The sequence below is a fragment of the Gimesia alba genome, from assembly GCF_007744675.1.
Classification (GTDB): Bacteria; Planctomycetota; Planctomycetia; order Planctomycetales; family Planctomycetaceae; genus Gimesia; species Gimesia alba.
This window is the reverse complement of sequence record NZ_CP036269.1, coordinates 4,130,669-4,145,214: the sequence shown is the minus strand read 5'-3', so window position 1 is coordinate 4,145,214 and position 14,546 is coordinate 4,130,669. Positions and strand designations below refer to the sequence as shown.

3 protein-coding genes are annotated in these 14,546 nt (G+C 48.2%); 1 reads left to right on the top strand and 2 read right to left on the bottom strand.

The window, feature by feature from the left end:
* The first annotated feature begins 34 nt into the window (after nt 1-34).
* Nucleotides 35-442, top strand: a complete 408-nt coding sequence (locus Pan241w_RS15385; RefSeq protein ID WP_145217484.1) for a hypothetical protein — start codon at nt 35-37, stop codon at nt 440-442.
* Between the two features lie 44 nt (nt 443-486).
* Here the strand turns inward: Pan241w_RS15385 and Pan241w_RS15380 are convergent, their stop codons facing one another.
* Both Pan241w_RS15380 and Pan241w_RS15375 read right to left on the bottom strand, forming a co-directional pair.
* A complete protein-coding gene (locus Pan241w_RS15380; RefSeq protein ID WP_145217482.1) occupies nt 487-8,562 on the bottom strand; it encodes a Calx-beta domain-containing protein in 8,076 nt (2,691 codons plus the stop codon).
* A 291-nt stretch (nt 8,563-8,853) separates the two neighbouring features.
* Nucleotides 8,854-14,526 carry a Calx-beta domain-containing protein gene (locus tag Pan241w_RS15375; RefSeq protein ID WP_145217479.1) on the bottom strand — a complete coding sequence of 1,891 codons (5,673 nt, stop codon included), beginning with the start codon at nt 14,524-14,526 and terminating at the stop codon, nt 8,854-8,856.
* Nucleotides 14,527-14,546: the final 20 nt, after the last annotated feature.

The following is a 14,546-nucleotide window of genomic DNA, read 5'->3' as shown; positions in this document are numbered from 1 at the left end:
CAGTGATGATATTAATAATCAGGAGACGACAATCATGCGAGACCTGCTGACCACTGTCGCTTCAATCATTGTGATTCTGTTTTGCCTCTCTCTACTGATGGTAAGTGGAGAAGCGGATTTGGAACAAGAAGAAGTGGTATCGAATGCAAGGCAATTAGCCAGTTATCGGACTGAACAGCTTCCGGTTTCTCGGAGCACGGTTTTCAGAAAAGTACAGTCTGTGGAATTGGAGAATGGCGTATTAATGTTTACCACAATTGAAAAAGAGGGTTTGAAGGAGCATTATTTCTTGATCCGAGATAAGAACGTTGTTCTGGTCAATAATAAAACGAGCTCGATGCCTTATAATACGATTCGGTTTGATTCAAAAGCGAATACACTACTGGTAACGATTCCGACCGCGTTCGAAATTGATATGATGGAATCGCTGACGGCGAAGTGAGTCTTCTTTTTGTCGATTGCCTGTAATGTTAACAAAGCGTTAGATTAAAACGCTGTCATGTTGAGATCTTTAGTCAGGTCTGAAAAGAAGTCATCGAGATCTTCACCCCATGTCGGCAGGTTGCGAACGCCGGGGGCGAGGCCGTCCTGCATGACGCCTTCGTTTTCGTGTTCGTAGCCCAGGATGTGTCCGAGTTCGTGAAGGATGACGGTCAGGAGGTCGATCTGTCCAGCCGCTTCGCTGTCGGGTAACGCGATCAACGTCAGTTCGCTGGACCCGGCAAATTCACTATGGTCGGTGGGTGTGGTATCGACGAACCAGCCATAACCGGCGGCGTTGACGTCGATATAGATTGTGCCGGCAGCAGCACGGCCTAACGTGTCTCCCTCCAGATCGACAACCTGGATGTCGATCTGTTCGAGCGTTTCACTCTCACTGGCTGAGAGCGCGGGGCTGACCTGCTCGACGACAGATTCCAGCGCCGTTTCCGCCGTTGATTGTGAGATGGTCTGTGGTGTGGACGGCGGTTCTGTCTCTGCGTCTACGGTCAGTAAATCATTCCAGTCATCGGGGTAATTGTCAGGATAGTTGACCGGGGAAGAGCCTGACTTGTTTTTGCCATAGTTGCCGATAAACAGGATCAGATCCCGGATATTGACATGGTCGTTTTGATCAAGGTCTGCGAACCAGGAATAGTCGGAACTCGATGTACTGGGAACACTGTTATACACGTTGATAAAGATGATAAGGTCGCGGATATTGATGGCGTCATTGTCATCAAAGTCTAAAGGATTTGCATAGATGCTGGCTCCGTTGAAGGATCCCGGATTCGTCGTTGCAGGGATGTTGCCTTCTAAATTAACTTGCGCTGAACTGACGCCAAGACCCAGGTCATGGGGACCAATACTTTTGCCTGACAGATCGAGGGCGACCTGGTCATCAGCCAGCGGTTCAAATTTGATGCGGGCAAAGAGAAGCTGGTTCTTGGCTCCCAGTCTTGAGGCGTTCGTTTCTGCAGACAGACTTTCGACGGTTCCCGTCTGATCGTTGATCACACCGGTTTGGTTCTGCGTAAAGGCGGCTCCAAATTGGATCTCTGTGGCTGAAGTATATTCGGTGGTGTAATTGAAGTCTAAAGCGGCAGAGAAGACTCCCTGCTCAGTCGGGTTATGAGCATCGATCCAGATTTCGACCCAGTAGGTCGACCATTCACTGATCCAGTTCTGATTTTCCGGAAGAGCAGCTGCTTCTCCGTTGGGCTGGGTGCTTGTCGGAGTATTCACCACCCGCACATTGATCTCTGCCGTGGCAATTTCATCGTCGAGAATTGTGACTTCCGCCTGACTGTCGGTCAGTGTCACGTTGCGGCCGTCAGCCTGGAGATTGAACAGATTCACCAGAAATGTTTCATCCGGTTCGAGCAGATCGGAATCAACGAGGGAGACTGTAATCGATTTTTGTTGATCTCCCGGGTTGAAGGTTAGTGTGCCGCTGGTGCTGGTGTAATCATCGGAAGCGGCAGCAGTCTGGTCGGCGGTGGCGAAGTCCACACTGACGGTGGTATCGACGGGCGAGTCCAGCGAGACGGTAAGTGTCGCGGTGCCTGCGTTTTCATCGACGGACACATCATCGATCGAGATGCCGGCTTGATCATTATCTGTGATGGTAACGATCGCTTGATTATCTCCCAGAATGATGTCTGCGCCGTTTGCCTGCAGATTGGTCAGATTGACCAGGAATGTTTCATCCAGTTCGATTTGGTCCGTATCGGTGATTGGAATGACAATTGTCTGAGACAGGTCACCGGGGTTGAAGGTCAGTGTGCCGCTGGTATTGGTGTAATCATTGGGGCTGCTGGCGGTCCCCTCGGCAGTGGTATAGTCAACGCTAATAGCTGTGTCGACGGGTAAATTCAGCGAGACGGTAAGTATCGCGGTGCCTGCGTTTTCATCAACGGTCACATCATTGATTGAGATTGCGGCCTGATCATCATCTGTGATGGTGACGGTTGCCTGATTATCTCCCAGAATGATGTTAGCGCCGTTTGCCTGCAGATTGGTCAGATTGACCAGGAACGTTTCATCCAGTTCGATCTGGTCTGAATTGGTGATCGGAATGACAAATGTCTGGGACTGGTCACCCGGATTGAAGGTCAGTGTGCCGCTGGTGCTGGTAAAATCATTGGGAGCGGCAGCAGTCTGGTCAGCAGTCGCATAGTCCACGCTGATGGTGGTATCAACGGGCAAATCCAACGAGACGGTGAGCATCGCAGTACCCGTGTTTTCATCGACCGTCACATCATCGATTGAGATTGTCGCCTGATCATCATCGTGAATCGTAACCTGCGCCTGATCGTCGGCAAAGGATATATTACGTCCATTGGCCTGAATTCCCGAGAGGTTGACCAGGAATGTTTCAGTGAGTTCGACCTGGTCTGAATTGGTGATCGAGATGACAATTGTCTGGGACTGGTCACCCGGATTGAAGGTCAGTGTGCCGTTGGTGCTGGTAAAATCACTGGGGCTGCCGGCAGTCTGGTCGGCGGTGGCGAAGTCCACACTGACGCTGGTATCGACGGGCGAATCCAGCGAGACGGTGAGTGTCGCGGTGCCTGCGTTTTCATCGACGGTCAGATCATCGATCGAGATGCCGGCTTGATCATTATCTGTGATGGTGACGGTCGCCTGATTATCTCCCAGAATGATGTCTGCGCCGTTTGCCTGCAGATTGGTCAGATTGACCAGGAACGTTTCATCCAGTTCGACCTGGTCAGAATTGACAACAGGTACTGTAATGATTTTTGTCTGTTCGCCTGGGTTGAAAGTGAGAGTACCCGATGTGGTCTGGTAATCGTTAGTATTGACAGCCGTCTGATCGTCAGTTGTGAAATCGACTGAGACAATGGATTCCACTGGTTGATCAAGGGAGACAGTGATCTGAGCCGTGCCCGCAGATTCGCCGAGAGTCAGGTCGACAATAGTTAAGGATGCCTGTTCATCATCAAGAATGGTGACTTCGCCCTGGTCGTCAGCAAACGATACCTGGGCACCATTGGCTTGGATATTGGTCAGATTTACCAGGAATGTTTCACTGCTTTCCACAAGGCTGGAATCTAAAATAGGAATTGTGATGTATCTTGACTGTTGTCCCCGAAAAAAGGTCAGCGTCCCGGATTGGGTTGAATAATCGGTGGGATTTAAAGCCGTGTTATCGGCAGTTGCATAGTCGACGGTTACGGTCGAATAGACAGCGCGATTCAGTGAAACTTTAAGCGTAGCGGTCTCTGCAAATTCATCAACAGAAATATCATTGATCGAAAACGTGGCCTGATCATCATCGACGATGGTGACGGTTGCTTCATCTTTTGCCAGGCTTACATCGGGGCTCGTGGTTTGTAGATTACTCAGTTTGACGAGAAACGTTTCAAAGCCTTCTACGATTGCATCGTTCAATATTTCAATATCGATCGTTTTGGATTGTTCGCCCGGATTGAACGTTAAAGTGCCTGACTGGAAGAGGTAGTCAGTCGAATTACTGGCCGTCTGATCGACGATGGTAAAGTCGATACTGACTGGGGTGTTAACGGGCTTGTCCATTGAGACAGTGACGGAAGCGATACCATCTGTTTCATTTACCGAGAGATCGTTGATTGAGAGTAGCGGGTAATCGTCATCCAGGATTGTGATTTCTGCTTGATTGTCAGTAAAAACGATATCTGCACCATTAGCCTGAATGTTGGTTAGATTGACGAGGAACTTTTCGTTGGTTTCTGAAAGATTATCATCAATAATGTCCAAGGTAATGGTCTTAGATTGCTCATTAGGATTGAAGGTCAGACTACCAGATTGAAAGAAGTAATCGTCAGGATTGGTAGCAGTTTGATTTGTAGTCGTATAATCGACGGTCACTGGAAAAGTGAGAAGTTGATCAAGTGTAAAGGTTAAGGTCGCTGTTCCGGCAGATTCATTGACAGAGACATCGTTGATTGAGAGATTGGCTTGATCGTCATCGATGATTGTAATTTCGGCTTGATTGTCTGCGAGGACAACATTGAGTCCATTTGCTTGCAAGTTACTCAGGTTGACAAGAAAAGATTTTTCTATTTCTGGTGTGGAGTTATTTAGAATCGAAACAGGGATTTCTTTCGACGTTTCTCCTGGATTGAAAGTCAGCACCCCTGATGTTGTCAGGTAGTCGGTGGGATTGGTTGCAGTCTGATCGACAGAACTAAAATCTACACTGATGGAACTCTCAACTGGTTTTTCTAAAGATACAATTACAGTCGCTGTTTCAACTGATTCAGTTATGGTTAGATCGCTGATTGACAATTTGACAGGACGTTCATTATCTAAAATTGTGACTACAGCCTGATCATCTCCTATTACAGTGTTAGTTCCGTTAGTTGTTATGCTTGTCAGGTTGACCAGGAATGTTTCATCATCCTCAATGATGAGATCGTCGATGAGAGGGATGGTGAAACTCATCGAAAGCATCGTTGGATTAAGAATCACGTATCCAGTTTGTGAGGAGTAATCCTGAGATTTAGTGGCAGTCTGATCTGCTGTGTTATATTGAATGCCGATTACAGCTTCCACTCTCTTGTCCAGAGAGATCGTTAATGTTGCTGTGCCAGCGGTTTCATCAACGCTTACGTCGTTGATGGAGACTGTTGCCTGGTCGTTATCCAAAATTGTGACTTCAGCCTCATTATCAAGCACTAAGATATCAGCATTGTTGTCTTGGCTGGTTGAGTCAATTCTAACTCGAAATGTTTCATCAGTTTCGGCATAATCGTCCTCAGTGATCCTTACCAGAAATGTTTTCGACACTTCTCCTCGAAAGAATTTGATTTGACTACTGGCAGGTTGGTTTAAAGATGAGTAACCAAAGTCATTTGACGACGCAGTAATACCTCCTATGACAAAATTAATATATAGGATGTCATCAACTGGCTGATCAAGGGTCACAGTAATTGCTGCTGTACCCACATCTTCATTCACTATGAGATCATCGATTGAGAGTTTCGCCTGATCATTGTCAGTGATTGTGACTTTCGCCTGGTCTTGAGTGAATGAGACATCTGTTCCATTCGACTGGAGATTACTAAGGTTAACCAAAAATGTTTCTAGACCTTCTACTGAAGTGTCATTTATGATCGGCACAGTAATCGTTTTTGTGACATCTCCTGGACTAAACGATAATGTTCCCGAGGTCGTCTGGAAGTCATTGGATGCGGTTGCAGTCTGGCTGAAAGTGGAGTAGTCCACACTCATGGCTGTGGGGAGTGCCGAATCGAGTGAAACAGTGAGCGAAACGGTTCCGTATGCTTCATTCACCGTCTGGTCATTGATTGTCAGAAAATACTGGCTATGGTCAATAATCGTGACTTCTGCTTGATTATCACTAAAGGTGATCTTGCCATCATCGAATCGAATTATTTGAATGTTATCCAGGTTGACCAAAAATGATTCATTCGGTTCTATCGCAGGTGAATTAATGATGGGAATCGTAATGGGCTCACTGGTAAGTGAACCTGCGAGAAAACGAATCGTGCCTGACGTTGTCTGATAATCTTCGCCGTTGACTGCGGTGTTATCTTGGGTTGTAAAATCAATCGAGAATTCCTGTTGGACTGGCGCACTCAGTTGAGCCGTAAGTGTGACCGATCCTTGATTCTCATTAATAACAGCATCTGATATTGAAATCGTGGTTTGATCATTGTCTTGTATTGTTAGGATCACGCGCAAGGTGTAAGAGCTTGTTCGGGAATTCTCGGAGGCTCGTAAATAAAGCAGGAGATTCTCATCACGCTCAACTATATTGTCTTCGAAAATATCAAAGGTGATAGTTGTGGAAAGCTGTCCCGCTGGAATGGTGACCGATAGAGGCGGGCGAGATAGGTCTGTATCGACTTCGGCAGGTCCTTCCACATAATCAATTGGAACGACGACATCTTCAGTAAAAATGCGGTCCAGAACTACAGTAAGTGATGCGACACCATCAGATTCATTGACCGTGATCTGTGTTTCCGTGGTAGAAACGATGGCGTAGTCGTCTTCTTCGATTGATCCTGTTACTAGTGGCTGATAGATGATAAAACCCTCTGAAGCATCAGAGAGTTCTAAATAAAATTGTTCAAAGCCTTCGTAGATTGTGTCGCTGTTGACTGATACCGTAACGGTCTTTGTCTGGAAGAGGGCTGCTGGATCAGCTTCAAATGTGAGTACACCAGAGTGTGACAGGTAATCGCCACTGGCTGCAGTGGCAGTGCCGTCAATTGTTGCAAAATGAATTGTTGACTCGGTATTTAATTCGCCTGAGGTGTATCCTCTTCTTTCAATTGTAAATTGGAAATCAGTCGTACCGTCATCACCTTCGAGGGCAGTGACGTCAGAGATGTAATAACCGGGGGGGAATGGACCTAAAACGCGAACTGCTCCCGAATTCATTGCTGTATCATCGCTGGCAGGGGCGCCAACGAGAATTTGTGAACCTGAGATGGCAACTGCCGCTCCAAATAAATCGCGATCCGATGGATTGCCTCCAATATAATCTTGTGAGTTCACCCAGCGATCTTCAGAAAAGTGATAAATCGTCACGGATCCCGCTGACGCAATGGGGCTGTCGTAAATATTAGTGCCGATGGCTAACGTGGTTTCTGAAATATCAATCGAATATCGATTTGAGGAGATGCCGGTGGTGATTGGTGCAATTATAGTTGATTGTCGAAATTTCCAAGACCCGCCTTCTCTCTCATACAGGTACGCTCGGGGAGAGCCTGATGTACTTCCGGCAATAATCACTCCGAGGTGATTTCCGTCAACTGCTAACTGCCATCCAAATCTCTGATTATCTCGGCCATTTGAGGGAGCCAATCTCTGACTATGTATCCATAAGACTACGGTAAAATGATAAACGTGGACTTCACCTGATCTAATACTATTCTGATTTATAGTTTCATTTGGGGCAGAAATAAATATTTCATTATTGTGTATGGCAACAGAATAGCCGAATTGATCAGCACTCTCGCCAGAAGAGTACGTCAGTTTTTGAGTTTCTGTCCAACTATTTCCTGACCAGGAGAAAATATAAACGGCTCCCGCGTCTGGTTTCGAGTCGACATCATGATTTGCGGCACCGACCACGATGCGATTATTTTCGATGGCGACATCATTTCCGAATCCATCGTAGTTCATCCGATCAGAAGCAATGAGTTTTTCTTCAAAAGACCATAGCGCGCCATTCCGTCGATAAACATATGCTGCACCGCTTTCCTCTCCGCCGTTATCCGCGGCAGCGGCACCAATTACAATCACATCGCCGTGAATTGCCACGCTGGTCCCGAATAGATCGCCGGTCGATGCATCAGGAGCTGTCAGTGTGGAATAAAACTCCCAGGTGTCATCAGTCTCGCTCATCGTGCCCTGATGGTTCCGTTGGTAAATATAAGCTGCACCGGCATCAAGTGCAGCAACGTCACTGTTTGTGGCGCCAACAACCATGTAATCGCCGTCAATGGCGATCTCTTCGCCAAAAGAGTCATTTGCTGAGACAGGTGCGGGGGGCGTCACACTTTGGACTTCGTTGATCTCACCAAAATCATCATTCAAGATCGTCGCGATCCCAATACTTTTTGAGATAGTCGTGTCTGGATCATTCGTCGTGATCAGGACTTGAAATGTTTCATTTTCTTCTGGTAAAAAATCTCCCTTTATCTTAATGGTAAGGTACTGTCTTTGTGACGTTGAAGTTGCATCGGCAGAAAAGAAAAGCGTTCCAGTCTGTGTGGCGTAGTCATTATTTGTCGTCGTAGCAGTATCGTCCTGGGTGGTAAAATTAATTGATACTTCACTGTTGAGATCTCCAGGGCTGCTACCTGTTCTCCTGATCGAGAAGAGAAAACTTGTTAATTCTGTGTCCCTTTCATAAACGGATCTGTCATCAATGGTAATCACCGAGGTGAGCATTGTGCGGTCTTCGAGTTGTTCAATGCCAACGGGGCGGCGGGCAAGGGCTGGTTGGTGCCGATTGAAGGAGCGACGGCGTTGGTGGCCCGTAGAACGAGGGCGCGTTGGTCGATACTTTGGGAATAGCGACCTTAACCAGTTGCTTAAGAGCATTGGATGTAAACTCTTTCTGGTATATCTGAACCTTAGTGATCCCGCTGGCAGATGCGATTAACTAAAGTGAGGGACGTTATTTGAATCTCTGGTTCTGAAGCGATTTTCGGCCGATTCAGGGGTTTGTATATACGTTGTTTCTGTATACAAAAATACCAATATACAGTGAACTATTCCAGATTAGTTTTCTGATGAATTGATGTATTAAGAGAAAATATCGTATTTCACCAAGGCCGAAACATTGGGGGCTACTGTATAGGTATGCCTGTGATATGTGGTGGTTGTACTTTTCTAAAAGGGGAGTAATTCGATTCCATCCTGTACGGTTAAAAAGAACGAATCGGTCTCTTCCGGTGTTGACTGATTTTCAAATTCAAAATTCATTTCCCAAGTTGCGAGGTTGCGAATTCCTGGGGTCAGGCTGTCCTGCATGACTCCTTCGTTTTCGTGTTCGTAACCCAGGGTGTGCAAGAGTTCGTGAAGGATAACGGACCGAAGATCAATTTGTCCTTCGGCTTCGTTGTCGGGTAATGCGATCAGAGTCAGTTCACTGGACCAGGTAAATTCACTGTGGTCGGTGGGTGTGGTGTCTACGAACCAGCCATAACCGGCAGCGTTTACGTCAATGTAGATCGTGCCGGCAGCAGCGCGGCCTAAGGCATCGCCATTCAAGTCAACAACCTGAATATCGATGTGTTCCAGCCTTTGGTTCTCACTGGGGGAAAGCGCGGGACTGACTTGTTCGATCACACTATCGAGCATCATGTCAGCGGTGGATTGTGTGATCGACTGTGGCGTTGATGAAGCAACTGTTTGCGAGTCTACCTGGAGCAAGTCATTCCAGGCATCCGGGAAATTGGCCGGGTAGTTGACTTGTGAAGGGCTCAACTTGCTTTTGCCATAGTTATTTATAAACAGGGTCAGGTCTCGAAAATTCACCGAGTCATTTTGATCGTAATCTGCAAACCAGGCGTAGTCGGAACTCGATGTACTGGGAACACTGTTATAAACATTGATAAATATAACGAGATCACGGATATTGATTGTATCATTGTCATCAAGATCAAACGGATTTGCATAGATGCTGGCTCCATTGAAAGCTCCCAGATCAGTCGTGACAGGTATATCGGCTTCTAAACTAACTTGAGACGAACTGACGCTAAGCCCCAAATCGTAAGGACCGATGCTTTTTCCTGGAAGATCCAACGCAACCTGATCTTCGGCCAGTGGTTCGAATTTGATTCTTGCAAAGAGGAGCTGGTGGTCGATTCCCAGGCCAGAGGCGTTCGTTTCCGCAGAGAGTCCTCTGATGGTTCCCGTCTGATCGTTGATGATACCAGCTTGATTTTGAGTAAAGGCAGCTCCAAATTGGATCGCGGTGGCTGAGGTATATTCTGTGATATAATTGAAATCGATATCTGCTGAGTACACTCCCTGGCCGGTAGGGCTGTTGGCACTGACCCAGATTTCGACCCAGTACGAAGACCATTCGCTGACCCAGTTATTGTTTGCCGGAAGCGTGGATGCTTCCCCGTTGGGTTGGGTGTTTGTGGGAGCATTGACCACACGCACATTAATCTCTGCAGAAGCAATAACATCGTCAATAATGGTAACTACGGACTGGTTATCGGCCAGTATCACGTCGTAGCCGTTCGCTTGCAAATTAGTCAGATTTACCAGAAACGTTTCATCCTGTTCCAATGGAATCGAATCGACGATGGAAACGGTGATCGTTTTTGATTGTTCTCCCGGATTGAACGTCAGCGAGCCAGACATAGACTGATAGTCGTCTGGAGCAAAGGCGGTTTGATCGGCGGTGGCGAAGTCTATACTAATTGTCGTGTCGACAGGTTTGTCCAGCGACACGGTTATCATGGCGGTCCCCTCGTTTTCGTTGACTGTAACGTCGTTGATTGTGAGGCTGGCCTGGTCGTCATCCGTGATCGTGACGGTGGCTTGACTATCTCCTAAAATGACATTATGCCCATTCGCCTGCAGATTCGTCAGGTTGACAAGAAACGTTTCATCGGGTTCGACCAGATCCGTATTAACAAGGTCCACAGTGAGCGTTTGAGATTGCTCGCCCGGATTGAAAGTGACGGTGCCGACTGTTGCCAGATAATCGTCTGAATCGACGGCCGTTTGATCGGCGGTGGCAAAATCGACGGAGACATTGGTTTGCACGGGTTGATCGAGAGAGACTGTAATACTTGCCGTTCCCGCGGCTTCATCCACGATCATATCATCTATCGTTAAAGTGGCCTGGTCATCATCCAGAATGGTGACTTCTCCCTGAGCATCCGCGTAAGTGACATCAAGTCCGCTGGCCTGGATGTTGGTCAGATTGACGAAAAAGCTTTCTGTGGATTCCACCAGATCAGAATCTACGATGGGAATGGTAATGGTGAGTGGTTGTTCTCCCAAGGTGAAAATCAAAGTGCCTGTTCGAGACAGATAATCGGAAGGATTTGCTGCGGAATTATCGGCGGTATAGTAATCGACAGTAACTGTGGTATGAACTGCATGATCCAGGGAGACGGTAAGGGTGACAGTGCCTGCGTCTTCATTGACAGTCAGGTCATTGATCGAAAATGCCGCGGAATCATTATCAATAATAGTGATGGTTGCCAGATTGTCTGCCAGGGTTACATCAGGACTGATGGTTTGCAGATTGCTGAGGCTAACCAGAAATGTTTCGGTAAATTCGACAATGGAATTATCCAGAATGGTGATGAATATCGTTTTCGTTTGCTCTCCCGGATTGAATGTCAAGCTTCCCGATTGAAAGAGATAATCAATGGAGTTTAATGCAGTCTGGTCAGCTGTAAGAAAATCAACGCTGATTTCGGTGTAGACCGGATTGTCCAAGGAGACGGTGATTGCAGCTGTTCCATCCGTTTCATCCACTGTCAAATCACTAATGGTTAAGTTGGCGTGATCATCATCCAGAATCGTGACGACTGCCTGTGAATCGGTAAATATGACATTAGCCGTGTCAGATTGAATGTTGGATAGATTTACGAAAAATGATTCTGTACTTTCCACCAGATTCGTATCGACGATGGAAACGGTGATTGTTTTTGTTTGTTCACCCGCATTGAAGGTGAGGGTACCAGACTGGGATGTATAATCATCTGGATCAGCGGCGGTCAGATCTACAGTGGTATAATCCACGCTGACGGAAATCTCAACGGGTTGATCTAACGAAACTGTGAGGGTGGCAGTGCCTGCGTTTTCATTGACAGTCATGTCATTGATTGAAAAACGGGCCTGTTCGCTGAAAAGAATGGTGACTTCCCCCTGGTCGTCAGCAAAGGATATGTTGGCGCCGCTGGCCTGGATGTTGGCTAGGTTGACAAAAAACGATTCATCGCTTTCGACCAGAATGTCGTCAATGATGTCGATCGTAATGGTTTGAGTTTGTATTCCCGGGTTGAAAGTCAGGGTGCCAGACTGAGATGTGTAATCGTCCGGGCCGACGGCCGTCTGATCTGCAGTGGCAAAATCTACCATGACTACGGTGGCAATCGGCTGATCCAGTGAGACGGTGAGTGTGGCAGTTCCGTCATTCTCGTTGACGGTCATGTCGTCGATAGTGATGGTGGCAGTTTCGTCATCGAGGATGGTGACTTCCCCTTGGTCGTCAGCAAGGGAGATGTTGGCGCCGCTGGCCTGGATGTTGGCCAGGTTGACGAAAAACGTTTCGATGCCTTCGACGATATCGAGGTCATCGGTGATGTCGATGATGATGGTTTGCGTCTGCACGTCCGGAGCGAAGGTGAGTGTTCCGGCTTGCGCAGTGTAATCGTCGGGATCGATGGCGAGTTGATCCTGTGTGGCAAAGTCGACCGAGACGGTGGTGGCGACCGGTTTGTCCAGTGAGACGGTGAGTGTGGCGGTTCCGTCATTTTCGTTGACGGTTATGTCGTCGATGGAGATGGTGGCAGTTTCGTTATCGAGAATGGTGACTTCCCCTTGGTCGTCAGCAAAGGAGATGTTGGCGCCGCTGGCCTGAATGTTGGCCAGGTTGACGAAAAACGTTTCGATGCCTTCGACGATGTCCATGTCGTCTGTGATCGAAATGATAATTTCTTGAGTTTGTATCCCAGGGGTGAAAGTCAGTGTTCCGGCTTGCGCGGTGTAATCGTCGGTCTCAACGGCGAGCTGATCCTGGGTGGTGTAGTCGACCGTGACGGTGGTGGCGACCGGTTGATCCAGTGAGACGGTGAGTGTGGCGGTTCCGTCATTTTCGTTGACGGTCATGTCGTCGATGGAGATGGTGGCCGTTTCGTCATCGAGAATGGTGACTTCTCCCTGCGCGTCAGCAAACGTGATGTTGGCGCCGTTGGCCTGGATGTTGGTCAGGTTGACGAAAAACGATTCGATGCCTTCGACGATATCGAGGTCATCGGTGATGTCGATGATGATGGTTTGCGTCTGCACGTCCGGAGCGAAGGTGAGTGTTCCGGCTTGCGCGGTATAGTCGTCGGGATCGATGGCGAGTTGATCCTGTGTGCCATAATCAACGGTGACGGTGGTGGCGACCGGTTTGTCCAGTGAGACGGTGAGTGTGGCGGTGCCGTCGTTCTCGTTGACGGTTATGTCGTCGATGGAGATGGTGGCCGTTTCGTCATCGAGAATGGTGACTTCTCCCTGCGCGTCAGCAAACGTGATGTTGGCACCGTTGGCCTGGATGTTGGTCAGGTTGACGAAAAACGATTCGATGCCTTCGACGATATCGAGATCATCGGTGATGTCGATGGTGATGGTTTGCGTCTGGACGTCCGGCGCGAAGGTCAGTGTTCCGGTTTGAGCGGTATAGTCGTCGGGATCGAGGGCGAGTTGATCTTGTGTGGCATAATCGACGGTGACGGTGGTGGCGACCGGTTTGTCCAGTGAGACGGTGAGTGTGGCGGTGCCGTCATTTTCGTTGACGGTCATGTCGTCGATGGAGATGGTGGCCGTTTCGTCATCGAGAATGGTGACTTCCCCTTGGTCGTCAGCAAAGGAGATATTGGCGCCGCTGGCCTGGATGTTGGCCAGGTTGACGAAAAAAGTTTCGATGCCTTCAACGATGTCCATGTCGTCGGTGATCGAAATGATAATTTCTTGAGTTTGTACCCCAGGTATAAAAGTCAGTGTTCCGGTTTGGGCGGTGTAATCGTCGGGATCGTGGGCGAGTTGATCCTGTGTGGCATAATCTACGGTAACAGTGGTGGCGACCGGTTGATCCAGTGTGAGGGTGAGAGTCGCGGTTCCATCGTCTTCGTTAACGGTCACATTATCGATCGAAATAGTGGTTGCTTCGTCATCGAGAATCGTGACTTCCCCCTGATCGTCGGCAAATGTGATGTTGGCACCGTTGGCCAGGATGTTGCTTAAGTTGACAAAAAACGATTCATCGCCTTCGATGGTATCCATGTCGTCAATGATGGAGATCATGATGGTTTGAGTCGTTATACCAGGGGCAAACATCAGTGTGTCGGTTTTGGCGGCATAGTCTGCTGTGTCAATGGATGTATTATCTGCTGTGGAATAATCGATGGTAACAGTGGTGGTGACTGGCTGGCTCAAAGTGACGGTCAGTGCAGCCATTCCACTTGGGTCATTCTCGTCGATCGAAATATCGTCGATCGAGATCGTTGCTGATTCGTCATCGAGAATGGTGACTTCTCCCTGCGCGTCAGCAAACGTGATGTTGGCACCGTTGGCCTGGATGTTGGTCAGGTTGACGAAAAACGATTCGATGCCTTCGACAATGTCGAGATCATCGGTGATGTCGATGATAATCGTTTGGGTCTGGACTCCCTCGTTAAAGGTCAGCGTTCCGGTTTGCGCAGTGTAATCGTCGGGATCGAGGGCGAGTTGATCCTGAGTGGCATAGTCGACAGTGACGGTGGTGGCGACCGGCTGATCGAGTGAGACGGTGAGTGTGGCGGTGCCGTCGTTCTCGTTGACGGTCATGTCGTCGATGGAGATCGTTG

What these genes read in the sequence shown, in the direction of transcription:
- Pan241w_RS15385 (WP_145217484.1), top strand. Translation starts at nt 35, where the DNA reads ATGCGAGACCTGCTGACCACTGTCGCTTCAATCATTGTGATTCTGTTT.
- Pan241w_RS15375 (WP_145217479.1), bottom strand. Translation starts at nt 14,526, where the DNA reads ATGACCGTCAACGAGAACGACGGCACCGCCACACTCACCGTCTCACTC.
- Pan241w_RS15380 (WP_145217482.1), bottom strand. Translation starts at nt 8,562, where the DNA reads ATGCTCTTAAGCAACTGGTTAAGGTCGCTATTCCCAAAGTATCGACCA.